This is a genomic window from Microbacterium alkaliflavum (assembly GCF_044325405.1).
Classification (GTDB): Bacteria; Actinomycetota; Actinomycetes; order Actinomycetales; family Microbacteriaceae; genus Microbacterium; species Microbacterium alkaliflavum.
Map to the genome: position 1 here is coordinate 208,682 of NZ_JBIQWL010000004.1, position 25,026 is coordinate 233,707.

Genomic DNA, 25,026 nt, shown 5'->3' on the forward strand with positions numbered 1-25,026 from the left:
CGTCCGCCAGGTGCGGCACCAGCGATCGTGGGTGATGCCCGCCGGGCACAACGGATCGGGCGTTGGTCGGGGGTCCGCGCACCGCTCCCTCTCGGCATCCCATCGGGACGGTGCGGGTGCCGACACGGCGACCCAGTCGAGACTGATGCCGCCTCCCGGGAGCAGCACCGTGTTCTCATGAGCGCAGCGCGCCCACTGATCTTCGTGAGCGAGCAGGGCCAGCCCGCGGTCGCCGTACATCAGCAGACCTCCGGGGGCAGCGGAACGGGCACCTTCCCGGAGGGGACCGGTCCGGCGGATGTGCCCGGCGCCGGCGGATCTCCGCGGACCACCTCGACGGCGACGACTTCGGGGAGCTGCCAGGCCTGCATCGGCACGGTCTCCTGCTCCGTGACGACCTGCGGGCTCGTCGGCGTCGCGGCGGTGACCAGTGCGAGCCGCGTGTCGATCGCGTACTCGACGCCCTCGACCTGCACGGCGACGGCTTCGAGCTCGGCGGCGCGCACGGGGCGGCCGAGCGGCCATCCGCGGCCGTCGGGGCCGCTGGGCGGGATCGCCGAAAGGTACTGTTCCACGATCGTCTCCACCCAGCGCCGGACGGCGTCGACCTGATAGCCGGCGCGCACCTGGACGCCGATCGAGATCGCGACCGGGACGTATTCGGGGGGGATCACGTACAGCTCGGCCGTCACGAGGCGGCGCGGCTCGAGATGCCGTGCGACCTGGCGGAGGAGCCCGATGTCGGGCATGGGTGCCGCCGGATTGCGGATGTCCTCCTTGGGGAAGACGACGACCGACGTGACTCCGGCCGCCTTGACGGTGGGCGTGTCCGGGTGGAATGTCGGCAGCACCTCGGCGCGTGCCACCTCGGGAAGCTCCTCGACGAGGTCGCGATAGTCGTCCGGCGTGACGGCCCGGTCGCGGCGATGCACCTCCGCCGGAATCGCCGCGAGCGCGTCGGCGAGGGGCGCGGCGTCCGCGCCGCCGCGCGCGGGGAACGGGTTGGCGACGGTCACGGCGGGATGCTGCGGGAAGGATGCCACAGTCCCGGCGGGCACGTTGCCGTCCTTGCCGTCGCTGTAGCGGTACGACGGCACCCGTACGCGCTCGCCGAGCTGCGGCACCCGCGCGCGCCCGAAGACGACGGCACCGCTCTCGAGGTCGACGGTGAAGTGCCGATCGTCGAGCCCGCTGCGCGCGAAGCTCTCGACTTCGACCCAGTCGGTCCACCCGTCGGGCTCCTCGACCTGCAGCTGCACGGTGCCACGCAGCACGGGCGAGTGGGTGAGGGGGAACCTCTGGTCGAAGTCGCCAGTCCCGGTGCCGATGAACTCGGGAGGAGGCGTGATCGACTGCTCTGCGTCGACGCAGTTCGCACCGATCCAGCGCACCCGATGGATGGCGTCGCCGATATCGTTGCCGGCCGGACGTGACACGCGCAGCCAGGCGATCACCCTGCTGCTCAGCTCCTCGTCATCCAGCGGCGGAGGGCTGTCCTCGCCCCCGCCGCCCAGACCGGTAAGCCCGGGCAGCGCCGGAATCTCGAGCTTGACGATGCCCGTTGTGACCATGCCGAGGGTCGTGTCGCCGAGGACCGCCAGCCGCACGAGCGGCCGCGCCGCACCAGGCCCCTGCCACAGCTCCCACAGCGTGGGCGGCGGGTCGCCGGTGAGGATGCCGGCGCGGAACTCCTCGGCCGCGCCCGGTGCGAGCTTCTCGAGCAGCGGGGGAGGGTCGAGCTTCTCGTCGAAGGCGACCCCGAGGAAGATGGTCTGCCCGGCCAGGGCCGCGGCATCCGTCGTCGCAGTCGACAGGAGTGCGACCCACAGCGCGCCGTCGATCTGCTCGCTGACATCGATCGTCTGCGCGTCGGGAGCGCTCGGGTCGGCGGAGGTGAGCACGGTGCGATAGAACGCGGGCGTCTCACCGCTCTTGAGCTTCGCCCGGCTCAGTGCGTCGGCGCGGCTGTCGGCCGCGCCGCCGGTGGTCGCCGTCTTGCCGGCAGCGACCGCCTCGAGCGGCCACACGTACACTTCGTCGACGGTCTGGAACGACACCTTGCCCGCGGCCGCCTGCGACCCTTTCAGCACCTGCACGCCGCCGGGGACGTCGGTCACGGCCGACAGGAGCACCCGCGCGGGAAGCGCCGGACGCGGCTGCACGCCGAGGAGGCGCAGGAACTCGACCCTCGTCGTCTCGGGGATCTGGTTGAAGCGGTACAGCAACGACTCGCCGAGATGCGCGAACAGCTCCAGCAGGACGATGCCCGGGTCGCTTTCGTTGTGATTCGTCCAGGTGGGTGAGTACGCCGGGATGCGGCGCACGAGCTCGTCGTGCAGCTGTGGCTGCGTGCGATTGTCGAGGATCGGCCCGATCAGTGCCATCGGAGTGTCACCTCAGATAGAAGGGGTACACGAGGTTGTCCGGTCGCAGGTCGGCCCGCCGGACATAGGCGATGTCGACCCATACGAGGGAGGGATCCTCACCCTCGGCGACGGTCACCTCGAGCAGCTGGATCCGCGGCTCCCACGCTTCGAGCGCCGATCGGATGTCGGAGGCCATCGCCGTGCGCGTCGTGAGGTTGTTCGGCGCCATCAGATAGCGCCGCAGCCCGCACCCGAATGCCGGCAGCATGATCCGCTCGCCCGGCTCGGTGTCGAGGATCGTGGTGACCGACTGCCGGATCAGATCCATCCCATCGAGCCACGACAGCCCGTGATCATCGGGCGCCGGAAGAAAGGGCAGCCGGATGCCGGTACCCGTCCACTGATCCACGACGTCGACCATGGCTCGATCGTCACGGGTGAGGCGTCACGGGGGCGTCGCGGGACAGGTCACGACGCGGCACGAGCGTTGCCGAGCAGGCGACCGCGGCTTAACCTGTGGGCATGCCTCGCACACGCGCGCGGGCGCATCGGCTCGCGGCCCGGCCCTCCCTCGTCCTCGACGACCACGAGGGCGCTGCGGAACGGTCGGCGCATGAGGCCGGTCGCCAAGTCGAGGCCGGGCGACTCTCGCGGTCGCTCAGCGGCGTGCCCTCGCCGAGCTCGGAACCCGCTCCGTCCTCCGTTCGAGAGGTGCTGCGCGAGCCCGGCCGACCGCTCGCGTCGGCAGACCGCGCCGAATGGGAGCACCGTTTCGGAGCGGACCTGGGGACGGTGCGCATCCACGACGGTGTCCGCGCCGCGCGCTCTGCCCGGGATGTGGATGCCACGGCCTTCGCCGTCGGGAGGCACGTGGTGCTGGGCGCGCCGACATCGTCATCGCGCTTCGGTCGACACCTGCTCGCGCACGAGTTGGCCCACGTCGTCTCGACGCCCGAGCCGGCTGCCGTGGTGCATCGATACCGCCCAATGGGATCGTTCGCTTTCGGCGAGCGCGACACCAAGGCGCTCGTCGAGCAGCCGTTCGACGTCAAGGCCGACAAGGAGAAGAAGCCGTGGATCCAGCTCGTTGAGGTGGAGTTCACGGGAACCAAGACCGATGCCAACGGCGCCGTGTTCTCCACGGGGACCGCCACCGTGAGCTACTACGCGAACGCGGTCAAACTTCCGGGCTTCGTCCTGTCGATCTCAGGGGGTTCGGCCGGGATGCGGACGGACGCCGGTTCGTTCACCGTGCAGCGCATCGAGGGGTTCGGGTACAACAGCGGCAGTGCGTCGGGCACTCCAGGAGTCGACTTCAACTGGTCGGACCGGGAGGGTCCGAACAAGCGATACACGAAGAAGGATTCGACGGGATTCCGTGCCGCGAACATGAGCTTCGCGGTGTTCTACAACGGCGGCGAGGCCCTCCACGCGGGTCCGCTCGACCTCACGTCGCACGGCTGCGTCCACATCGACTGGAACAACGAGGACGCGATCAAGCAGCTCAATTACCACAGCGTGATCGGCCTCACGAAGGTCAAGGTCACGTACAAGGGGCCCTGAGCGGTCGGCAGACTACATCGCACGCGACGCACGCTACTTGATGATCACCAACCCGTTCTTGGTCAGCACCATGACCTTGTCGTAAGAGATGTTGTACTCGGTGAGAAGCGAGTTGATGCTGCCTTTCGCGGCGCCCACGTCCGTCAAGCCTTGCCCTCGCACATCCAGCACGAGCCACTGCTCGGCCGCTGTCACGCCCTGCTCGTGCCCGGGGAGATTCCAGCGTCGACTGCCGAGCTGGCTCGCGGCACGCCGCAATGCATCGACGGAGTCGGAGGTGGGCTTCGTCCGCGCCGCTGGACTCTGCGGGTCGATGCCCATCTTTGTCAGGTCCCATCGCTTGACCTCGGCTGCCGTGTTGCTGGACTCGCGATAGAAGTCTGGGACCGTGCTGAGCTGGGCCTCGCCCTTCTCGGTCCCGGGTGCTTCGAACCGGCGCGCAGGCGACCATTCACCACCGAACTGAGCGGAAAGGGCGACGCCTGTGTGGAGCTCAGCCAGCCGCCATAACGGTGGCTGACCACCCGTCCCTTTCTGGCGGGGTTTGCGCACGTTGATGTCCAGCACCGCGAGTCCGGATTCGGCGGCATGCTCCGCATCGACCTCTGTGCCCGCGCCGGGTCCTTCGCCGGCATCTCCCGCTTTGGTGCGCGCCGCTGCCTCGTGTCCCTCGAGGAACTCCTGCATTCGCCCGGCCTCGACGTGCTCGAGGATCTGCTTCGTCATCCGCTCGGTGAGCACGGTGTCCGACTCAAACAGGGCACGAGCGAGCGCCCGGATGTCGGCGAGTGTGAGCTTTTCCATCAGTCGCGCGACGCGGTCGGCGTTATGGGCGCGCAGCGACTTCGCGTCCGCGTCGCCGAGACCGACGATCTCCCACTCCTCGAACCCGTTGCGGCGCAGCAACTCTCTGAGATCCTTGGCCCGGCGCGGCGCTTTGCCCGGTTCGCTGGCGGCGTCGGGGATCGCCGCCAGATCGGGCACGAACCGCGCAGCCAGCTCGCCTCGGCCGGGCGTGAAGACGCTGATCTCGCCTGATTCGGCGTTGATCTCGATCTCGAACTTCGCCTCGCCGAACGCTGCCAGAGCCTTGTCCAGGCCGCTCGCCTTCGGCCGCCCACCCCGTTCTTTGGTCTTCGCTGGTTTCCGTGCAGGGTATCGGTACGTGATGCCATCGCCGGTCGGCATGAGGTCGGGGAGCCTGTCGAGTGAGACGATTCGTGCGCGCTCGGCGCTCAGCACGGCATCGTTCAGAGCCTTCTCAGTTCCCGCGAGAGCATCCCGGAGGAGGTCGGCGTCAGACGCCTTTAGGTGACCGCCCGCCTTGAGGAAATCGAGCAAGCGCCCATAGTCGCCGATCAACTCCTTGATCTGCTTGCGGAGGGCCTCGGCCTCCGCCTTCGTGGCGCCCGCTTCCGCGGATTCGCCTCCCGTGATCTCGTGGAGCCGCTTGCCCAGTGCCTCCTGTCGCGCCTCCAGGGACGCCATCCGCTTGGCCATGATCGGGCCGAGGGTCTTGGCGTCGAGCTGCATGCGGAGCGGGTCGAGCGCCGCGCCGAGCGCCGCGAGCATGGCATAAGACGCAACAGATTGAATGAGGAACCGCTTCCAGTCGGAAGGGAACTGGCCGTGGAAGACGCGTTGGCCGAGTGCGCCCACGCCGGTGAAGAGCGCGATGTTTAGTCCATGCCTCGCACTGAATCCCAGAACGGCCTCGAGGGAGGTTGCAGCCTCCTTGCCAATGCCCGCCGTGAGCTTGGACACGCCGCCGAATACCGCAAACATGATTGCGTTCTCGGCGAGCTTCGACGGCAGCCCGGCGACATCGAACTTGGTGCCGAATGCCGCCGAGTTGAGTGCCTCATTCGACAGCGTGAACGCCGTGACGTTGCCGACGAATTCGGCCCCCGCGAGAGCTCGCGCGCCAAGCGTGCCGGCCTCGATCGCCTCGGCCCCGAATGCGAGAGCGGCGCCGCCTCTGGCTAGGAGGCCCACACCGAAGCCTGCCAGAAAACTCAGCGCGAGGACGCCGATCTCCAGCGCGAGCTGTTCATCCTGTATCGCCTCGGCGCGGCTCTTGGCAAGGTCAAAGATGACCCGGAATTCGACGTTCTCGGTGAGTGCGACATAGGGCTTGAGATCGCCTCCGGTGACCGCCTTCCTGATGGTGATCGCGAACGACAGTGCGTTCGTCTTGAGGTCCTCGAAATCCAACACCACGTGCCGGCTGACGCCCTTGGGTTCGATCCGCCACATCTCCTCATAGAGGAGGAACATGCTGATGTAGTCGCGCACGGCCGCATGTTCGATCTGCAGTGTCAGGAGGTCCCTCTGGATCTCAGCAACGTCTGCAAGGGGAAGTCGCTCGCCGGATTCGTGGCGCGTGAGGAGTGACTCCATCCGAGGCTTGAGGTTCTCGTGGTGCTTCTCCCACAGGGTATAGAGTGTCTCCGCGCCGGCACGGAGACCACTGTTGTCCTTGACCGGCCATGCACCCCCGGGGGGCTCCATCACGGACCAGATGCCCCGCAGCTGCTTGATCTTACGGGCCTGATAGCGCGAGGCTTGATCCCGGTGGACCGCGTCTGCCGTGGCGGCAGCCGGAGCCATGGCCGCGAAGTCGGTGCCTTTCGCGAGAACGGCATCGTAGGGACGGATGAGCTCTTCGTCGATGAACCTGATCTCGTCGGAGTCGACCGGCACGTGTTCGTCGACGATCAGGGACACGCGTCGCCGGAAGAGTGCGTCGAGCCGTCGCTCGACGCGAATCACTACGGGGTCGGCGGCGAGGACGGCAGCGTGGAGGGTGGTGATCTCGCTCTCCGGGCGCGTCGCAAGCCCCGCCAGCAGCGTGTCGGCTGCTGCGACGAAGATCGCAGCGCCGGGCAGCTTCTCGGCTTTGATCCAGTAGGACTTCGCGATAGTGGCGCGCAGGCGTTCGACGGTCGTCTTGATCTGCCGACGTTGGAGAACCCGAGTCAGCGCCCCACCCTCCCGGCGGTCCTTCGCCAGGATCCACTCGTCCAACTTGCGGTAAGCCGTGTCGACGGCGGGTCCGCGCGCTCCTCCCCTACTGGCGAGGAGTCCGGTGAGGGCGGTCACTGCGGTGGGAGCTTGGGAGCCGCCGGCTGTGGCGGCATCCAATCGCGACAGCGCGAGGTCTGGCTGGAAGATGAAGAAGACAAGCGCCGCATCGAGCGCGTGCTGCGCGTCGTACAGATCCTCGATGCGAGTGAGGATGAGGTCGAAGGCGCGCGCCGACGGTGTGGTCGCAAGTCCCTCCAGAGCTTTCCAATGCGCGATCAGGTTGGGATCCCGAAGAGCTGCCTCCTGCGCGGAGAGGTCGGGTTCCACCGGCGGATTCGTGTCATGGGGCTGTCGGTGGACGACGCGCCCGCGTGACGTGGAGGATGACTGGACCACGTGTGCGAGTTCGTGCGCGATGAGGCGCCGCCCTGAAAGCGAATCCGGAGCGAAACGTCCGGCACCGAAGGTGATGTGGTCACCGACGGTGAACGCATCCGCGGAGACCTGAGCCGCGGCGGCCGCGGCGGCACCGTCGGCATGCACGCGAACTCGCGACAGGTCGGGGGACAGTCGCGGCTCGGCCCAGGCTCGCACGGCCGCGGGGAGCGGCCTCCCCGGGCCCGTGGGAGTCGGGTCCGCGTCAACGCGTGCGGGACCCGAGGTGGTTGCGGTCCGTTGCACGTCGGCACCTTCGACTTCGGCCGGTGAGCGCGACGCATCGTTCTGACCGCCCAGGAGCCGGTCCGCCGCGCGTTCTGCCTCGCGTTCGAGCTGGTCGCCCGGCGAGCTGACGGCGAGGCTCGTCGCAAGAGAGGCCGCACCTAATCGGTCCCAGCCGGGCTCGGCGCGCCGAACCGAGCCGTTCGACGCCGGGCTTCCTTCCGTCCGGCTCGTGGCCGGTCGGATCGCGGGAGCCGCTTTGGATTCGACCTCCGGCGGTGCGGTGGTCACGGCCCCGCCGGGACTTTGCAGAGCGGGTCGTCCGGGCTCATTTCGTGGGGGAGCGCGGCGGGCTGCACGGTGTCGAGCGGATCGGTGCCCTTGACGACGGCCTTGGCGAGGTCCTTGTCGGCGAACACGAGTGTGTTGTCGGGGTTCTTCGCGGCGTTGAGCGAGTCCACCCAGTCGGGCGTGCGATCGCCTACCGCGAAGTCGCCGAACTCCATCCCCATCGCGATGTTGAACTCGGCACGTTGCGTCGCGCTGAGGGCGCCGAGACCTGCCGTCCCGACGAAGTCGGCCATCGCGGAGAACCCCACCTGCGGGGGAATGCAGAATCTCAGCGCGAGAAGCCACCACAACTGGAACGCGAGTATGACGATCGGCAGGAACAGCAGGAACAGGAAGAACGCGACGATGAAGAAGAGCTCGATCGCGAACGTGCAGATGGCCGCACCCGTTCCGACACGGCCGGCACCCGACCCCGGGATGCCCTTGAACGGATTGACCTTCAGCTGGGAACCGGGAGGGGTGATGACGCGCACCCCTCCGGGGCCCTGCTTCTCGCCCGCGCGCGCAGCAAGGCGGCGCAGATCGGGAAGCTTGATCGTGACCGTGCGGTTCTTCGTGCCCTGAGGGTCCATGGGGTCGGCGAGGCGGAACGGCTCGCTGGGCGCGCTCACCCACGTGAGCGGAGGGCATCCTTCCCGCGGCTGGGTCACGACGCACTCGATCTCGAAGATGCCGCGGTCATCGAGCTTCTGTTGGATGAGGGACGGCCGCCCACCGGGCTGCGGCGCGAGCCAGTGCTCACCCGAGTAGGTCGGGATGACGCCGAACCACAGCGACCGGGACTCGGGTCCTTTCGGACCGGCCTCCTCGGCGCACTCGGCATCGACGGCGCGCACCGGGAGCTTCCACATCGGGATGATCTCCTCGACCTCTCCTTCCCGGACGGGATCGCCGGCATCGCGGAGCGTGCGCCATCGACCGGTCCCCTTGGGACTCTTCAGCCACTGCTGGTAGTCGCTATGGCAGTCGATCTCGGCGAGCTCGAGCTTGTGGTCCTCTTCGAACTGGCGCCGCCACGCGGCATCCGCCCACCACACATCGCGCACGTCGGAGGCGGTGACACGCGTCTGGATGCCTTGCTCCTTGGCCATCGCAGCCACGAGGTCGGCCGCGACCCGTCGTGCCGGACGGCCCTTGGCCGTGAGCGACGTGTGCATCCGCCGCATCCGGAACCCGACGCTGATCTCGCGGTGCGAGCCGGCCCGGGGCAGGCCCGGGACATCGCAGAAGATCTCCACCACGACGACGTAGAACCGCTCGTGCACGGGCTGGTACAGCTTGCGCAGGTGCGACTTCACGAGCCGCGACGTCGACAGCCGCACGCGGGTGCTGCCGGTGGGAGGGGGGATGACGGGCACCGGGTAGGTCCACACGTCGTCCTCGCCGAACTCGAGGCTGTCCGCCGGATCCTCCAGCAGTCGCGCGACGAAGTCTGGGTTGTCGTACATCTGGATGAGAGGGCGTCGCGCGACCGGCGAGCGGAGGTCGAGGCCTTCCCTGCTCCTCTCGTACCAGGGCGACCGCAGGACGAAACCGGACTCGTTCACCAGAGGTTCCCCACTCCCGAGCTGTAGAGCGGCGACGACACCGACACATTCGCCGTGAAGGTCTGGCACGTGATGGCGCCGCTGAAGGTGGATGTCGCGGCGTTGACCGACAGCGACGGGGCCGTGACGGTCACGCTCGTGTTCGCAGTGATGTCGATGCCGCCCGAGGAGTTCAGCGTGATCGTGCACCCGTTGATGTGCGTGATCGTGATCTCCTGCGGGCTCTCCTTGAGCACGACCTTGTGGCCGGTCTTGGTCGTCAGGCTGATCTTCGGCGACCCGACCGTGTCGTCGAATTCGAGGCGGCTGTTCTCGCGGGTGCGCAGAACCCGGATGTTGTTGGGTGCCGCGGGCGATTCGGGTTGCCCGGCCTTGCCGTTCCATGCGGCGCCGACGATGTATCCGCGGCGGAAGTCACCGGCCTCGAAGGCGACGATGACCTCGCTGTCGACCTCCGGCATGATCTGCAGCCCCTGGTCCTTGTCGGCGTACGGCGAGCACAAGGTGGCCCATCCGCGGACGTCGCGGTCTCCGTCGGTGCCGAGCGAGGGATACCTCACCTGGACGCGGCCCAGATTCGCCGGATCGTCGGTGATCTTCGTGACGAGCGCCGGGTAGACCCCGAAGAAGCGGGGGCCTTGCCCGTCCGACGGCTCCGGAAGTCCCATCACGCCGCCTCGTTCAGGGTCGCGCGCTCGGCCTCGAACGAGGTCCGCAGTCCGCGCACGTTGTCGTAGGTGTGCGTGACCCGCGTGACGTAGTAGCCGTCGCCCTCGAACGGCGCCCCGACCAGCTCGAGCCGCAGCTGGCTGCCGACGGTGAGCTGAGGCGTGCCCCGCGTGATGCCACGCGCGGTGACGAACCGCCGAGCGCGGCGCAGCATCTCGGCGCGCGCCCAGGCGGACGCCTCCGCGGTGGTCTGGGGCACTTCGCGCACCCGGACTCCGGCGCTGCCGCCGAGTGCGCGCTCGAGCACCTGCGGCCCCGTGCGGCCGGCGGATGCCTCGGCTTCGATCGTGCTCGATCCGGCGCGCTCGTCGATGACCGCCTTGGCTCGCGCGTCGTAGCCGCCGACCACGACGTCGGTGCGCTGATGCGCGAGATCGGCCGAGATGCGGCAGTCGAGCAGGTCGGCCCCGTGCACGAGCGTGATCTTCTCGCCGCGCCGTGATGGCCGGTCGCTGAAATGGAGCGTGCGTCCCTGGCACCACACATCGGTCTGGAGCAGGCGCGCGCGCTCGCGAAGGAACGCGAGGTCGCTCTGGTTCACCTGCTGCAGCACGTCGTAGCGAGGACCGTCGGCCGAGACCTCGGCATCCATCCCGTGCTCCTGCGCGACCTGTCGCACGACATCGGCGTCCGTCACATCGGTGTAGGTGCGCATGCGGCGCGTCATCCGCAGGCGCATGAGCCGGTCCTCGGCGAGCATGACGACCCGTGGCGGTTCGCTGTCGCCGAGCAGCACCTCGAGCCCCGAGACAGCGCCGTCGAACACGACGAACTGGTTGCCCTCGCCCCCGACGGCCACCTCGACGTCGGTGCCGAAGTCGAACTCGCTGCCGTCCACGTGCAGCATCTGCGCGGGGGGCCCGGAGGCTCCGATGCCGCTCGCGACGAACTGGGCCTCCAACGTCCGCAACCCCTCGACCCCCTCGTCGACGACGAGACGCACGCAATCGCGCGCGAGAGCGCCGACCGCCTCGCGCGCGACGGTGAAGACCGGCGACGCGAGCGCGAGCAGGGTGTCAGTCATCGAAGTCCTCCGCGCACACCCGCCTGCGGAGCCGCGAAAGGTGGCTCTGGATGCCTCGCCACTCGTCTTCGCGGGCGCCCGGGTAGACGGGGGGCGCGTCGGGCCCCGCGTCCTTCGCGCCGGACGTCTCGGCGCGCGTCCCCGAGAGCTCGGTGTGGATCTCGCCGACGTGCACGGCCATCGCGGTGACCTCTCCAGGAGTGGTGACGGCAGTCTCACTTCCCGAGCGTCGCCGCAGCGTCACCGGACACGCGGGCCCGGAGCGGGATGCCGCGGCCGTACGTGAGGCTGCGGGCGTCCACCTGCGCCGTAGCCCCGGCGCGAGCCTGAGCCGATAAGCCGACGCCGGCCTGCGCATCCGCCCGGCCCGCCGGAACGGCGAAAGCGGCCCGCGCGCTCGCCTCTGCCGACAACGCGGCCGCCGCGTCGACGCGCGCGCCGGCACGGGCGATGCCGCCCGCCTCGGCGAGCACGAACCCGGCGTTCGCCTCTGCCGAGGCGCCGCCGCCCAATGCGGCCGTGCCCTCGAATCCCAGTGCCGCGCGCACCGCACCGGCCGAGTCGACACCCGCGGACGACGTGAAGCCGCCGCCGGCGCTGACTACCGCGGCGGCGCCGACGCCGACGCCCGCGCCGGTCCCGATCCCGGCGCTCGCCGATGCGGAGGCGCCGAGCTGGACGGGCGTGCCGGCGGCGAGGCTCAGCGGGCTGTCGAGGCCCGCCATCGCCGACCGCCAGGTGGCCGGGTCCTGGTCGAGACGCGTGAGCAGCTGCTGGACGCTCTCCCCGGCCTGGGCCAGCGCGGTCGAGATCGGGTTCGACGTGGGCGACGATCCGGGACCGCTTCCCGGCGGGGGAGTCGGTCTCGTCGCTCCTCCCGTCGCGGCCGGCTTGGGCTTCCCCTCGAGCCGGACGGCCGCTCGCGCATTCCTGGACGCGGCGCCGACGTCACCGGCATCCCATTTCGGATTCACCTCGGTGACGGTGACCGAGACCTTCGCGCGCAGCGGCATTCCGGTCGGGGCGAAGTAGTCGAGGTCTTCCGTCAGCTGCGTCACGATCCCCTGGAACATGAAGCTGCCCCATTGGAACCGCATCGCCGGCGGCGGCTTCTTCGGGTCGTCCTCGTTCGGCTCTGTGAACTGGCGGACGATGCGCGTCAGGTCCCGTACGTCTTTCGGACGTCCGTCCGGGCCACCCTCCGCAGTGTCGAACTCGAGATCGAACGTGAGCGTCGCAGGCTGCACGGAGGGCACTTGCCGCTTCTGCGTCTTGGTGGTCGACCCGCCCTTGTCGATGTTGTTCGTGCGAGAGATTTTGAGCGTCGTCGGATTGAACTGCACCTCGAACGGCTTGCCGACGGCCTCATAGGTCCGGGAGCCGTTCTTACCCCCTGCCGCCTTGTCGGCGAGCTTCGTGAGTGTTGCCGGGACAAGCGTGGTCGTCATCGGGGCAGCTCCATCCGCAGGCCTTCATGCACGATGTGCAGCTCCTCGATCGCGATCTCGCCCGTCTTCGCGTTGAGACTCGGGCCGCTCACCTTCTGCGGGAGCCCGCGCTCGAACGTCCACGTTGCGAGAGGGGTGCGCGCCTTGGGGGCCAGGATCTGGATCCGTCCGTTGTAGCGAGTCACGGGGAGCACTCCGCTCACCATGCGGGTGAGCCACATCCACAGGTCGGTGTTGGCGGGCGAGCCGGCGCCTGCCGAGAACATGCCGCGCTTGAGGACGATCGGCGAAAGCTTGACGCGCCCCACGCGACGCACGACGCCGTCGTTGCGACCGCCCTCCAGATACTCCTTGATGTCGGCCTCGAGTTCGAGTCCGCTGCACTCCGCGAAGCCGCCGACCGTGCCGAGCACGGCGGGATCCCACACGCCTTCCCCGGGCGGCTGCGCCCGTCCCGGCGCGCGGGTGAGCGAGACCCGGAAGGTGAAAGCGGGAAGCAGGAAGTCATCGTTCATCGCGCACCACCGTCAGGGAGCCGTCGGGGTCGCGGGCGATCCTGACGAGGATGTACTCCAACGGAACCGCCGGTGCGACTCCGATCTCGGCGACGAACCGGCCCAGCGCCTGCGACGAGGGCGGGTTCACGTCGTCGCCGCACCGGACGAAGAACGAGTCGGCCTCGGTCCGCCCCGCGAAGGCGCCTTGCCGCGCCAGCCCCCGCAGGAGTGCGGTGACCATGTGCGTCAGACGGTCGCGCAGCTCGGCGGTGTTCGGCTCGAACGCCAGGTCGGCGCATTGGCGCTGAAGGGTCAGGGCGAGCATCGTCATGAGTCGACGCACGGACAGCTGCCGGTAGTCGGGGTCGGTCGAGAGCGTCCGGGCGGCCGTGAGCCGGAACCCGTCGCGCTCGACGCGGTAGACGTTGATCCCCAGCTCGTGCAGCGCGTCGTGGGAGGCATCCGTGACGACCGCCTCGGCGCGCACGGCACCGACGGCGAGCTCGTTGGCGGGCCCCCAGGGCAGTCCCAGACGCAGCTCGCGCTGCGCGATGATCCCGGCGGCGAACGCCGAAGGCGGCACGGGAATGGCGGGTCCGTCTCGATCGTCAGCCACCGCAAGCCACGGGTGGTACGCCGCCGCGTAGCTCGTGTCGAAGTGCGATCTCCACTCGGCGATCTGTCCGACCGACAGCTGGTCGGGCACGTCGAGCAGCGCGACGAGCCGCCCGCAGGCGCGGGCCAGCTCGACCACGCGCTCCTGGCGTGCGACGAGCTCGCGGAGATCACCGGGATTGCGGGCGTCGAGCCCGCCGACCACGGGTGCGACAGCGTGATACTCGGGCTCTGGGTCATCCGGGTCGCACGATCGGCACCGGCAGGGAAGCGGACTGCGGGGGTGCAGTGCAGGCGGCGGAGGGGACGGCGTATACGGAGCCCAGGCTACGTCGGGAACGCACAGGAGCCCGATCTCGCGGACGCGCGCCATGCGGTCGACGCCGACGTGCGGCTCGGGATCGGACGGGCCGGCATCCTCGTCGATCGAGTGGAAGTCGGTGGTGCCGACATCGAAGAATGCGCCGGCATCGATGAGGTGGGTGCGGTCCGACACCTCTTCGACGAGCGCTCCGTCGATGGGGAGCAACTGGGGGAGGGGTGCGAGATCCAGGTCGACCCAGCTGTCGGCCGGCACGACGAGGTGGCGGCGTGCCGCTGCATCCCGTTCCGCTCCCTCGGGCACCCGGTCGGTGAGCGCCGTCCCGATCCAGCGCGGATGAGCAGGATGAAGGCCCAGACCGGTCGTCACCTCATCGTCGGCTCCCGGCCGTGAGAGGTCTTCGACAAGGAGTGTGCCCGTGACGATCTCCACGACGGTGGCGCCGCCGGCAGCGAGCGCCGGCGCCGCGTCGAGCCGGACGGGCAGCGGGGAGCCGCGGGGCAGCCGATCGTCCACAGAGGCCGCCCACCGCAGCGCGGGCGGCATTCGGCGGCTCGGGTCGCTCACTCTCAAGAGCGACCCGACCGGGGCCGACGTTCCCGGCGGCAGCACGAGGAGGCCGTCCTCCCGGAGGTCGCCTCGCACCCGCTGATCCACCCGATACAGCAGTCTCACGACGAGCTGGTTGGCCCACTCGCCCTCGTCCGCCGCGCGCAGGATCGCCTCCTGCCCGCTGGGCAGCTGCAGGCGGTAGCGGGCGGTCGCTGTCAGCGCAGTCGGCCCCTCCTCGCGGTGCGGTGCGACGCGCACGACGTACGCCGCCCCGCCTCCCTGGCGGAAGAACGCCGACACCGCATACGGCAGCAGCCGGACCGGCCCGCCTGGAGCCGGGTCGAAGCCGCCGAAGAGGCGCTCGTAGTCCGACCACCGCTGGATCCGCACCGGTTCGTCGACCGGCCCGCGCAGCGCCACGCCGACGAAGCCGGCGATGTCGAGCCGTTCGGGCCTCAGCACCGTCATCGTCCGCGGGGGCGCGAGGAACACTCCGGGGCGGCCCGGGGTGCGGGAGGCAGTGGTCAGCATCACAGCGACGCGAAGTCGATGCGCTCGGCGACGAGGTGGAGCTCCTCCATCGCGACCTCACCACCGCCTTTGCCTGCGAGCGTCGGTCCGACCCACTTCTTCGGCTGGGCGCGCTGGAGCGTCCACGAGCAGACGTCCTGACGGGCCTCGTCCATGAGGGTGATGACGACCGTGCGGGGATCCAGATCGCCTTCGCGCTGAGCTTTCAGCCAGAGGAAGAGCCGCGGATCTCCGATGACGCCGCGCTTGAGGGTGACGTCGTCGGTGCTGTTGATGTTGGGCACCTTCCGCACGTGGTTCTCCGGATCGTTGCCGTTGCGATAGTCCGAGTACTTGATCTCGTTCCCCAGCCCGCTCACGTCGGAGAAGCCGCCGACGATCTGGTCTTCGCCGCCCTGGTCGCCCAGCTTCACGATGAAGTTGAACGCGCCGTAGGGGTTGTCTCGAGTTGCCATGAGGTCACCTGCCTTTCGCTGCCGTTCGCATCAGCTCTGCTGCGAGTCGGCGGTCCACTGCCCGATGCGGAAGATGACGAACTCCGCCGGATAGGTGGGGGCGACGCCGATCAGGCAGATCATGCGGCCGTTGTCGAGGTCGTTCTGGGTCATCGTGGTGCGGTCGCAGCGCACGAAGAACGCCTCCTCGGGCTTCGTGCCCATGAGGGCGCCGGTGCGCCACACGGTCACCAGGAAGTCCTCGACCGACTGCCGGATCGACGCCCACAGCCGCTCGTTGTTCGGCTCGAACACCGCCCATTGGGTCGAGCGTTCGATCGAATGCTCGAGGAACAGGAACAGGCGGCGAACGTTGACGTATTTCCACTCCGGATCCGAGCTCATCGTGCGCGCACCCCAGACGCGGTTCGCGCGGCCTTCGAAGAACCTCAGGGCGTTGATCCCCTCTGGATTGAGGACGGACTGACGGTCGAACGTGACGTTCTGCTTGAACCCCACGATTCCGCGGACGACCTCGTTCGCCGGCGCCTTGTGCACCCCGCGGTCGATGTCGCTGCGAGCGTAGATGCCCGCCGCGAAGCCGCTCGGCGGCAGCTGGATGAGCGGCTGCGGCGCACCCGGGTCGGGCTTCGCGGTCGGATCGACGATGTCCATCCACGGGTAGTAGAGCGCCGCGTACTCGCTGTCGAACTGCGAGCGGAAGCTGCGCACCTCCGAGATGGAGCTGTCCTTCGGGGGATCGACGATGCCGATCCGGTACGCCCGCGGCTTCTCGCAGTGGGTGATGAGGGCGTTCGTCATGTCGATCTGGTCGGTGAGCGCGAAGCGGACGGCATCGGGAACCGCGACGATCGCGATGTCCTCCTGCTCCGCGAGGGCCCCGAGGCCCCGCGCGGCGCGCTTGGGGTCGTCGGGATCCGAGGCGTCTCCCTCGATGTCGGCGGGTGCGACGGCGGTCGACTCCGTCGCACCCGTCATGAACGTCCAGTCGACGGCGGCGAGCGTCTTGAGCCCGTCGACGAAGGGTCCGACCGCGAGGGTCGCGGGCGGTCTGCTCCCGGTGTCGAACCATACGAGCGACAGGTCGTCGGCAGGGTCGACGGCCTGGAGGACGTTCGCGATCGACCGTGGGTGGTCGCTTCCGAGCTCGAGGCCGGGGTAGGAGTCGAGCCGACGGCTTCCCCAGCGGACGTTCACCGTGACGGTGAGGTGGGTCACCGCTCCCGCTCCGGGGGCCACGACGTTGCCGCCGGCGTCGATGATTCCCAGGCTGTCGTCGGCAGCCCGGCCCACGATCGCCACGCTGGCCGACGTGGGGACGACCGGGCCGCTTCCCTTGGGGATGGCGCCGGCGTTCGCGAAGGTCTCCACCGCGGCTCCGGGCTGCACACCCTTGAGGACCGCCGGCGCCCCGTTCGCGCCGGGTACGAGGATGTTCTTGCTGCGCTGGAAGCTGATGCCGATCGCGAACTCGTTCGCCGCTTCGCCGGGCCATCGGGATCGGAAGGCACCGATGGCCGGATTTCCGACGGGGACCTGCGCGAAGTTGCTCGCCAGCGTCGGCACGCCGTTCGCGTCATTGGCGAACGGGAACACCCTCGACACGTAGAGGCGGCGCCCGCCGTTGGCGAAGAAGGCGCGCGCAGCGTAGGCGAGGTAGTTCCTCCGGTCGGCGAGGCTCGAGGCGCCGACGTCGCCGAGGCTGCCGAACGCGCGCTCGAACTCCGTGAAGCTCGTCACGAGCTGTGGGCTCGGCACCATCACGAGGGGCGTCGTCCATCCTGGTGGCGTGAGGAAGTAGGGCACGGGTCCGTAGCGGGTGAGTCCCGCCATTCCGAACGTGGATGTCGCGACGCCCTCGATCGAGCGCGAGCGGAAGCTCGTCTCCTCGACATAGACGCCTGGGGTCAGGTACTCGGGCATGCGGATCTCCTCACGGGACGAAGGTGATGTCGGAGGCGGGGTGATACGCCTGGCCGACCGGGACGGTGAACAGCGGAGGCGGGGGGATGCTGGGCACGAGGCTGCTCGGCGGTGCGAGTCCTCGCAGCACGGAGTTGTCCAGATCGCCGGGGACGGGCGGGTTCGCCGGCCGGGCGACCACCTCGGGCGGAGGCAGCTCCGCCGGCCCGTTGGGACCCCGCACCAGCAGTCGGACCGTCACGCTGCTCTGCAACGGATTCTGGGCGGTGTCGGCGAGCGGAAGGACGAATTCGCCGCGGTCGTCGCCGTGCGCGCGGCCGAGGACCGTGCCGATCGAGCTGATCGCCACGATGCGCGACCACGGGACGCCTCGCCCCAGGCGGGCGACGCGTGCGCGAAGAAAAGTCGTTCCCGAGGAGAACGGGTAGGCGGCGCCGGGCCACAGCCAGACCTGGACGGTCCGGGAGCGGACCGCGATCTGGTTGGCGGGCGACGGATCCGTCAGCTCGTCATGGGTCCACAGCGGGATCGTGAGCCTGCGCGGCACGTACCGCCGACTCGGATCGTCGATCCGCACTGTGATGAGGGCGGGCCGGCGCGGGGTCACGCGCAGCCGGAACCGGCCGGTGCCGACGGGCTCGAAGTCGACGCACGGCCAACCCGGGAGCGACCTGCGGGGGAGGAGGTGACCCTCCGCCTCCCATCCGACCCGCAACGGACCCACGGCGATGCGATCGGTCATCGCGTCCTTCAGCACGACACCGAGCGCGAGCCGATGCAGCACCGGCACGGGGCCGACGCTCGTCTGGATCGTGTCGGCTACCATGCCGGCATCCGATCCGCACGTGCAGCGACGGTCGCGACAGGATCGCCCACCGCCCCAGGCAGCCCCTCGATGCAGATGACCCGCGCCACATAGGGCAGCTGCAGCCGATAGTCCGTGTTGAGCGACTGGAAGGCCTCGCTCATCGAGTCGACCCCGAGGTCGTCCGCGACGACCTGCACGACATCGCCGGTGCGCCACGGATTCACCGTCACGTTCGCCCGCGTCGTGATCGGAAGCAGGAGCGGCCCCGTCAGCACGCCCTCGCCCTCCAACACCTGGGCCGCGAGCCCGAGCCACCGCAGCTCCTCGTTGACCGATGCCGCGAAGGCGCCGACGAGGAAGTGCAGGCGCAGCGGGATGCGCGGGATGCGGTCGGCATTGGCCACCGCCGACCACCCGGGCCGTGTCTCGTGGTCGACGCTCACGCGATAGCAGAACACCGAGATCGACGGCTGCGCGATGAGGTCGTCGTTGTTCTCCCTCATCGTCTTGAGCTGCCTTGTGTTGGCGAGCGCGACTTTGAGACCGGCGCCGCCGTCTCGTTCGCTGAAACGACGTCTGAGCAGATCGACGATGCTCACTCCCGCCGCTTCGAGCGCCTGGAATCCCGACATGGCGTCATCGTCGGCGCGCACGCGTCACCACTGCGTCGCAGGGCGGGTTGCGCGCAACGGCCGGGTGACAGGCGTTTGCCGAGACTCGGCGTGCCGTCCGCCGAAGGGAGCACCCATGTACACGGAAGATCCGGCCCAGACCGAACCGGGCAAGAAGCGCGACTGCCGTCCGCCGACGCCCGAGGGCGGGTGCAATCCGTCGTCGGCCATCGACAAGCGCAAGAGCCGTGACAAGGGTCTCGCGGCGCAGCTCGACTACTCGAAGGAACACGACCAGGCGCTGGAAGACGCCAAGAAGACCTACGACGAGTCGCGCAAGGGATATCGCGAGAAGCGGCACGAGGCCGTGCTCAAGGTGCAGGACATGAAACATCAGGTCAAGCACCTCATCGAGCGCATCAAGTGCCTCATCGAGCAGGATCGCGTCGTGCGGTGTCTCGACGACGCCTTCCACGAGGTGTGTGAGCAACTCGACTGCTGCGAGGGTCCGGGCGGATGCTGCGTCGAGGACTTCGAGTTCGACACGACGATGCCCCCCGACACCGAGAGAGGAGACCGCAAGCTCGCTCACCGCATCGAGCGCTACAAGGCCGAGATCGCCAAGGCCAAGGACTGCTTCACGACCCTCTCCGGTGAGCCTGCTGCGCTGGAGAAGCGCGTCGCTGACGCGAAGACCGAGATCGACGCGATCCTCGCCGCTCTGGCCGACGACGCCGCCAAGGTCGACCTGAAGAAGCAGTACGTGAGCGCGCTCCTCGCCGAACGCAGGCTTGCGCGCATCTGGAACGGCTTCCCTGACACGAACGCGTACATCGACTGCCTCTGCAAGGCTCTGCAGATCTGGTCCGACGGCGTCGACGCGGTCTCGCTGCTGGTCGCTGAGCAGGCGGTGCGGGACTACGCCGAGGAGTCGGAGCAGACCTGGTGCACGGCGCTCATTGGCGGCCCTGTGGCCGAAATCCTCGCGGTGTACGATCGGCTCTGCGGCTCGGATAAGCCGTGCGGCACCGACAAGCCCGAGGAGCCTGAGGACGAACACTCCGAAGACTGCGGCTGCGGCAAGCATAAGCACACGCACACCCACGATCACGATCACGGGGATCACGATCACTACGGCGATGGAGCGGAGTCGACGGGGGAACAGACTCAGAGCGCGTGACGGCTTCTCCGCACCCGGAAAGTCTGTAACCGTGACGCCGCAGTGACGCGGCACCCCTACCGTCCGTACCGTTGGCGTTTCGGACATCGGTCGAGCAGGGGGTCACGCCATGACCGTCGCGTACATGGAGCCTCGCCAGGCGGCAGCCGACGTCGTCTACCTCCTGGGGAATCCCAGTGTGATGCAGGACGGCCGCCTCTACCTCGTGCCTGAAGGGTGCAAACGCGTCCTCGCGTTCGTCGCTCTTCAGCGCGGTCGCGTCGACCGACGACATGCGGCCGGTTCCCTGTGGCCCGAAGGATCGGAGGATCGGGCATCGGGGAACCTCCGGTCGGCGCTCTGGCGTCTGCGCGGCGCAGGCATCACCGTGCTCGAGTCCGACAAGATCAGCATCTTCCTCCGCGAGCACACCACGACCGACCTCGACGCGCTCTGCGAGTGGGCGGACCGACTGATCGCCGGCACGGCGGAAGAGGAGGACCTGCACGTTCCCGAGTGGACGACGACGGTCGCCGAGCTTCTTCCCGGCTGGTACGACGAGTGGGTCATCTTCGAACGCGAGCGGATCCGGCAGAGGATGCTGCATGCCCTCGAGGTGCTGAGCTGCACGCTCCGCTGTGCGGGGCGCTACGGCGAGGCGATCGATGCTGCGATGGACGCCGTCGCCGTCGAGCCGCTCCGAGAGAGCGCGCACCGCGTGCTCGCCGAGGCGCATGTCGCCGAGGGGAACTACATCGAGGCCCGGCGGTCATACATCCGCTATCGCGACATCGCGCGCCGCGAGCTCGGCGTCGAGCCGAGCGCGGCATTCCGGGCGTGGGTGCAATCCTGCGGATCCTCGCAGCCTGCCCCACAGCGGTAGCACCGTCCGGAAGCTTTCCATGGACGATCCGGTTCTGCTCGGGGCGGTGATAGCTGCGATCTCGGCCGTCGTGGCCGGCGCTGTCGCCGCCGTCGTCCAGCTCGTCAGCGGAAACAGACAGCGTGAGAACGAGCTCGTGGTCAACGCCTTCTCGAATCTCGGAGGTGGCAGCCAGAAGCGCACGGCGGGTATCGCGACCTTGAAGGCAGTTTTGGGCCCAGCTCGCCGTCTGGGGATGCGTCGTCGATCGAGGTATGACGACGCGGTGTCGTCGGAGTTCGAGGCTCAACTCATCTACGTTCTCACCAACGGAAAGCGCCGGTGGGCGGCGCACGAGGTGGCGAACATGATCGCGATGGGCTCGTGGCTCTTCGACGTGCGCCGCGCATCGCCTGTTGGTGCACGCCGAGACATCCTCGTTGCGGCAATGGAGACGTATCTCAGCGCACCCACCGGTGAGGAGCATGTCGATCCAGCGGCCGTGAGGCGGCTCCGCCATGAACTGCGAGGATGGCTGACAAGGCTCGGCGTAGATCCGACTGCACAAGATCCCCTCCCTCCAACGTGACGGCGACCGGCGACTAGGATTGTCGGATGCCGCGGCATCCGCGGCTCTTCCGCGATTTCCGCGATCCCCCCGCACGATCCCGACCATTGGAGCCACCGTGGCCGAGCAGTCCCGCCTCGACAAAGTCACCGCCCTCGCCCGTCACCGCGGCTTCGTCTTCCAGGCTGGTGAGATCTACGGCGGCTCCCGCTCGGCGTGGGACTACGGCCCCCTCGGCACGGAGCTCAAGGAGAACATCCGCCGCCAGTGGTGGCAGACGTTCGTGCGCGGCCGCGGCGACATGGTCGGCCTCGACTCGTCGGTGATCCTGCCCAAGCGCGTGTGGGAGGCATCCGGACACGTCGCGACCTTCACCGACCCGCTCGTCGAGTGCCTGCAGTGCCACAAGCGCTTCCGCGCCGACAACCTCATCGAGGACTTCGAGGCCCGCAAGGGCCGCCCCGCCGAGAACGGCCTCGCCGACGTGCCGTGCCCCAACTGCGGCACGAAGGGCCAGTACACCGAGCCGAAGGCCTTCTCGGGCCTCGTCAAGACCTACCTCGGCGTCGTCGACGACGAGTCGGGCCTGCATTTCCTCCGCCCCGAGACGGCGCAGGGCATCTTCGTGAACTTCACGAACGTCGTGACGGCGTCGCGCAAGAAGCCGCCGTTCGGCATCGGCCAGGTCGGCAAGGCGTTCCGCAACGAGATCACGCCCGGCAACTTCATCTTCCGCACGCGCGAGTTCGAGCAGATGGAGATCGAGTACTTCGTGCCGCCGGCCGAGGCGCAGGAGTGGTTCGAGCACTGGGTGGAGGAGTGCTGGAACTGGTTCGTCGACCTCGGCATCGACCCCGGCAACATGCGCCGCTTCGACGTTCCCGAAGAGGACCGCGCGCACTACTCCGACGGCACGATCGACATCGAATACCGCTTCGGGTTCGCCGGCAAGGAGTGGGGCGAGCTCATGGGCGTCGCCAACCGCACCGACTACGACCTTGGCTCGCATTCCGAGGCCTCCGGCCAGAGCCTGTCGTACTTCGACCAGGCGAGCGGCGAGAAGTACATCCCCTACGTCATCGAGCCCTCGTTCGGTCTGACGCGTTCGATGATGGCCTTCCTCGTCGACGCGTACCACGAGGAGCAGGCGCCCAACGCGAAGGGCGGCACCGACACCCGCACGGTGCTCAAGCTCGACCCGCGTCTCGCGCCCGTCAAGGCCGCCGTGCTGCCGCTGTCGCGCAACGAGAACCTCTCGCCTGTCGCGCGCAAGCTCGCCGACGACCTGCGCGGACACTGGAGCGTCGATTTCGACGACGCCGGCGCGATCGGCCGCCGCTACCGTCGCCAGGACGAGATCGGCACGCCCTTCTGCATCACGGTCGACTTCGACTCGCTCGACGACCAGGCTGCGACCGTCCGCGACCGCGACACGATGGGCCAGGAGCGCGTGCCGCTCGAGGGCCTCGAGCGCTACCTCGCGGAGCACCTCCGCGGGGCCTGAAGCCCCTCGGCGCCCACTCAGCGCGGATTGCGGGTGGGTGCCAGCCCCTGATGCACGACAAGACCACCGGATGCCTCAGCCGCGGCATCCAGGATCGCGACGCCGACCACCCCGGCAGGGTGCCACGGCGTGTACGCGTCGGTCCACCACTTGGTCCGTTCGGGGGCGTCGACCGTCGGCAGGAGCCGGCCGACCTCGTCAAGAGTCGGCAGCAGCCGGGGCCGCAGCACTGAGAGCACGACTTCTTCGCCCGCGAGGATCTGGAGCACGGCGCCGTCATCGACGACGCGTGCGTCGAGCGGTTCGAGGTCGGGGTGCTGCGCGCTCACGCGCCCAGCCGCTTCGACGACGGCATCGCCGCTGAGGGGTTCACGCGTGAGCGCGACGCTGCTGCGCGGCATCCGTTCCTCCGTTGCTCGACTGCCGGGCGACCGAAGACCTGCCGAGTCCAGCCAGGCGCACGGCGCGTGCCGCGCCCGATGAGAGGTCGGCCATCAGGATCCGCTCGCGGTGTCGGTGAGCTCTACCCCCTGCAGGTTTTCGAGTTCGGCCAGCGGAGCGGTCGCTTCGTAGACGGCGGCATCCGTCTTGTCCAGTCGCGCAGCCTCGGCGACGCGCGAGTCTCGTCCCAGGTACACGATTCGCGCCTGAGGACCTTCGGCCGCGTCCCACCGGCGAACGATCTGGAACGGAAGTCCGCGCCAGGTCGCCGTCAGGCGGAGGGCGTAGACCTCCTCGATCTCGGAGCGCTCGAGCACGATCGCCCACAGGCCACGCTGCGTGAGGCGCCATCCGTCGCGTTCGCGGTAGGAGGCGAGCACGACGCGGCCATCCGTCAGGACGTCGGCGAGGAACTGTTCGCCCCGCCACCGCGCGAACCGGCCGCACACGTCGGAGGGCAGGACCGTGCCGCTGCCGGGCTGCCAGCCTGAGGCGACGTTGGCGTAGGCCGTGAGGAACTCCTCCCGGCCGTCCGCGTGGATCCGCCACAGCTCGGCCGCCGGAGGCACACGCGTGGGCTCGAGCCACCAGACAGGGACGATATGCGGCCCGGAGACGCGGGCGAAACCGTTGCCGGTGAAGGGGGGATGATCGACGAACCCCTCTCCGATCGGTTCGCCCGACTGATCGGAGGGGATCCCCGTCGCATTCACCATCCGCAGGAGCGATGACGCCGCGAAACGAAGGACGTCGATCGCGGCGCTCTGTGCCGAGAAGGGGGATCCTGCGAACCCGAGCCCGTGCGCCTCGAGCAGGTCGCGCGGGGTCTTCGCCCACGCGACGTCCGTAGCCCGAACGACGAAGCCCGAGATCAGGTCATCTCCCTGTGTCCACAACTGTTCACGGCCGGGAAGCACGGCCTTCTGGAGGACGGTCATTCGGTGCGGCTCCAGCGGTCGAAGGCCGGGACGGGGCGCGGATTCATCGAGGCGTCGCTCACGCCTGCGTCACTCCTGTCACAGGCTCGAGCGTCTCGCGATACCCCTGGAGATCATCGAGTCGGACGAGCATCGTGATGCCGCCGTTCGACCCACGCGGGTTGTGCACTTCCGCACCCGGGAGCGACGCCACGATGTCGTTGTCCGGTCCGTCGTAGAAAAGCGCTCCGAACCGGTCCGGCGTCCCCGGTGCCGACGGGCATCGAACCCGGGTGCCGTCAGCAGTCCACACGCTGCCGAGGCCGAACCAGAACCCTCGGTACAGCGCTTCGCTCCACACCATCACGATCTCCCGCGCCTCCGAGATCGGCACTGGCGAGTCCTCGTCTCCGAAGTCGCCGTAGAGAGCCAGGTCCTCGTACGCGTGCCCCGGCTTCATCGCTCGCGCGGAAGCGAACCAGCCATCGGCGGTGCGGACGTAGACCCCCGTGCCGCGGATCGCACTGTCGGCCGGCACAGGAGCTT

The 25,026-nt window shown here is 68.9% G+C and carries 23 protein-coding genes; 5 read left to right on the plus strand and 18 right to left on the minus strand.

Translation table 11 applies throughout. The annotated features are described in order from the left end of the window. Positions 1–239: 239 nt before the first annotated feature. Both ACH3VR_RS12850 and ACH3VR_RS12855 read right to left on the minus strand, forming a co-directional pair. Entirely contained in the window at positions 240–2,384 is a 2,145-nt protein-coding gene (locus ACH3VR_RS12850) for a putative baseplate assembly protein (RefSeq protein ID WP_397556704.1), read from the minus strand. A 7-nt stretch (positions 2,385–2,391) separates the two neighbouring features. Then, positions 2,392–2,787 (minus strand): GPW/gp25 family protein, encoded by a 396-nt coding sequence (locus tag ACH3VR_RS12855; RefSeq protein ID WP_397556705.1) that lies wholly within the window; start codon positions 2,785–2,787, stop codon positions 2,392–2,394. A gap of 101 nt (positions 2,788–2,888) precedes the next feature. On the opposite strand from ACH3VR_RS12855, the gene ACH3VR_RS12860 reads away from it, so the two are divergent. Then, the gene (locus ACH3VR_RS12860; RefSeq protein ID WP_397556706.1) at positions 2,889–3,929 is read left to right on the plus strand and encodes an eCIS core domain-containing protein; all 1,041 of its coding nucleotides are present in this window, start codon (positions 2,889–2,891) and stop codon (positions 3,927–3,929) included. 33 nt (positions 3,930–3,962) lie between these two features. Here the strand turns inward: ACH3VR_RS12860 and ACH3VR_RS12865 are convergent, their stop codons facing one another. Genes ACH3VR_RS12865 through ACH3VR_RS12920 form a run of 12 tightly spaced genes read right to left on the minus strand, consistent with a single transcriptional unit; the run spans position 3,963 to position 19,050 of the window. Then, positions 3,963–7,907 (minus strand): DUF4157 domain-containing protein, encoded by a 3,945-nt coding sequence (locus ACH3VR_RS12865; protein WP_397556707.1) that lies wholly within the window; start codon positions 7,905–7,907, stop codon positions 3,963–3,965. Continuing rightward, complete coding sequence (locus ACH3VR_RS12870; protein WP_397556708.1) at positions 7,904–9,514, minus strand: hypothetical protein; 1,611 nt, start codon at positions 9,512–9,514, stop codon at positions 7,904–7,906. The genes ACH3VR_RS12865 and ACH3VR_RS12870 overlap by 4 nt, the downstream gene beginning before the upstream one ends. After that, on the minus strand, positions 9,511–10,182 hold the full coding sequence (locus tag ACH3VR_RS12875; RefSeq protein WP_397556709.1) for a phage baseplate assembly protein V: 672 nt from the start codon (positions 10,180–10,182) through the stop codon (positions 9,511–9,513). The genes ACH3VR_RS12870 and ACH3VR_RS12875 overlap by 4 nt, the downstream gene beginning before the upstream one ends. Next, positions 10,182–11,267 (minus strand): phage late control D family protein, encoded by a 1,086-nt coding sequence (locus ACH3VR_RS12880; protein ID WP_397556710.1) that lies wholly within the window; start codon positions 11,265–11,267, stop codon positions 10,182–10,184. The genes ACH3VR_RS12875 and ACH3VR_RS12880 overlap by 1 nt, the downstream gene beginning before the upstream one ends. Then, positions 11,260–11,448 carry a hypothetical protein gene (locus tag ACH3VR_RS12885; RefSeq protein WP_397556711.1) on the minus strand — a complete coding sequence of 63 codons (189 nt, stop codon included), beginning with the start codon at positions 11,446–11,448 and terminating at the stop codon, positions 11,260–11,262. The genes ACH3VR_RS12880 and ACH3VR_RS12885 overlap by 8 nt, the downstream gene beginning before the upstream one ends. 34 nt (positions 11,449–11,482) lie before the next feature. Continuing rightward, positions 11,483–12,715 (minus strand): CIS tube protein, encoded by a 1,233-nt coding sequence (locus tag ACH3VR_RS12890; RefSeq protein WP_397556712.1) that lies wholly within the window; start codon positions 12,713–12,715, stop codon positions 11,483–11,485. Beyond that, entirely contained in the window at positions 12,712–13,230 is a 519-nt protein-coding gene (locus ACH3VR_RS12895; RefSeq protein WP_397556713.1) for a phage tail protein, read from the minus strand. The genes ACH3VR_RS12890 and ACH3VR_RS12895 overlap by 4 nt, the downstream gene beginning before the upstream one ends. Beyond that, positions 13,220–15,232: a phage tail sheath family protein gene (locus ACH3VR_RS12900; protein ID WP_397556714.1), complete on the minus strand. Its 2,013-nt coding sequence runs from the start codon at positions 15,230–15,232 to the stop codon at positions 13,220–13,222. Before ACH3VR_RS12900 ends, ACH3VR_RS12895 begins: the two co-directional genes overlap by 11 nt. Further along, on the minus strand, positions 15,232–15,687 hold the full coding sequence (locus ACH3VR_RS12905) for a phage tail protein (protein WP_397556715.1): 456 nt from the start codon (positions 15,685–15,687) through the stop codon (positions 15,232–15,234). The genes ACH3VR_RS12900 and ACH3VR_RS12905 overlap by 1 nt, the downstream gene beginning before the upstream one ends. Before the next feature lie 30 nt (positions 15,688–15,717). After that, a complete protein-coding gene (locus ACH3VR_RS12910; protein WP_397556716.1) occupies positions 15,718–17,610 on the minus strand; it encodes a phage tail sheath family protein in 1,893 nt (630 codons plus the stop codon). A gap of 10 nt (positions 17,611–17,620) precedes the next feature. After that, a complete protein-coding gene (locus tag ACH3VR_RS12915) occupies positions 17,621–18,436 on the minus strand; it encodes a hypothetical protein (protein WP_397556717.1) in 816 nt (271 codons plus the stop codon). Continuing rightward, positions 18,430–19,050, minus strand: a complete 621-nt coding sequence (locus tag ACH3VR_RS12920) for a Pvc16 family protein (RefSeq protein ID WP_397556718.1) — start codon at positions 19,048–19,050, stop codon at positions 18,430–18,432. Before ACH3VR_RS12920 ends, ACH3VR_RS12915 begins: the two co-directional genes overlap by 7 nt. A 115-nt stretch (positions 19,051–19,165) precedes the next feature. Here ACH3VR_RS12920 and ACH3VR_RS12925 point away from each other — a divergent pair, with 115 nt between their 5' ends. From ACH3VR_RS12925 to ACH3VR_RS12940, 4 genes are all read left to right on the plus strand, one after another. Continuing rightward, the gene (locus ACH3VR_RS12925) at positions 19,166–20,209 is read left to right on the plus strand and encodes a hypothetical protein (protein ID WP_397556719.1); all 1,044 of its coding nucleotides are present in this window, start codon (positions 19,166–19,168) and stop codon (positions 20,207–20,209) included. Positions 20,210–20,318: 109 nt separating this feature from the next. Further along, positions 20,319–21,071: an AfsR/SARP family transcriptional regulator gene (locus ACH3VR_RS12930; protein WP_397556720.1), complete on the plus strand. Its 753-nt coding sequence runs from the start codon at positions 20,319–20,321 to the stop codon at positions 21,069–21,071. A gap of 19 nt (positions 21,072–21,090) precedes the next feature. After that, on the plus strand, positions 21,091–21,639 hold the full coding sequence (locus ACH3VR_RS12935; RefSeq protein WP_397556721.1) for a hypothetical protein: 549 nt from the start codon (positions 21,091–21,093) through the stop codon (positions 21,637–21,639). A gap of 97 nt (positions 21,640–21,736) precedes the next feature. Then, the gene (locus ACH3VR_RS12940; protein ID WP_397556722.1) at positions 21,737–23,122 is read left to right on the plus strand and encodes a glycine--tRNA ligase; all 1,386 of its coding nucleotides are present in this window, start codon (positions 21,737–21,739) and stop codon (positions 23,120–23,122) included. Between the two features lie 17 nt (positions 23,123–23,139). Here ACH3VR_RS12940 and ACH3VR_RS12945 read toward each other — a convergent pair whose 3' ends face one another. The 4 genes from ACH3VR_RS12945 to ACH3VR_RS12960 are packed head-to-tail and all read right to left on the minus strand — an operon-like array spanning position 23,140 to position 25,018. Further along, on the minus strand, positions 23,140–23,523 hold the full coding sequence (locus ACH3VR_RS12945) for a hypothetical protein (protein WP_397556723.1): 384 nt from the start codon (positions 23,521–23,523) through the stop codon (positions 23,140–23,142). Then, positions 23,492–23,617, minus strand: coding sequence for a hypothetical protein (locus ACH3VR_RS12950; protein ID WP_397556724.1), 126 nt, complete (start codon positions 23,615–23,617; stop codon positions 23,492–23,494). Before ACH3VR_RS12950 ends, ACH3VR_RS12945 begins: the two co-directional genes overlap by 32 nt. Then, complete coding sequence (locus ACH3VR_RS12955) at positions 23,617–24,501, minus strand: hypothetical protein (RefSeq protein ID WP_397556725.1); 885 nt, start codon at positions 24,499–24,501, stop codon at positions 23,617–23,619. Before ACH3VR_RS12955 ends, ACH3VR_RS12950 begins: the two co-directional genes overlap by 1 nt. 58 nt (positions 24,502–24,559) lie before the next feature. Beyond that, positions 24,560–25,018 carry a hypothetical protein gene (locus ACH3VR_RS12960; protein ID WP_397556726.1) on the minus strand — a complete coding sequence of 153 codons (459 nt, stop codon included), beginning with the start codon at positions 25,016–25,018 and terminating at the stop codon, positions 24,560–24,562. Positions 25,019–25,026: the final 8 nt, after the last annotated feature.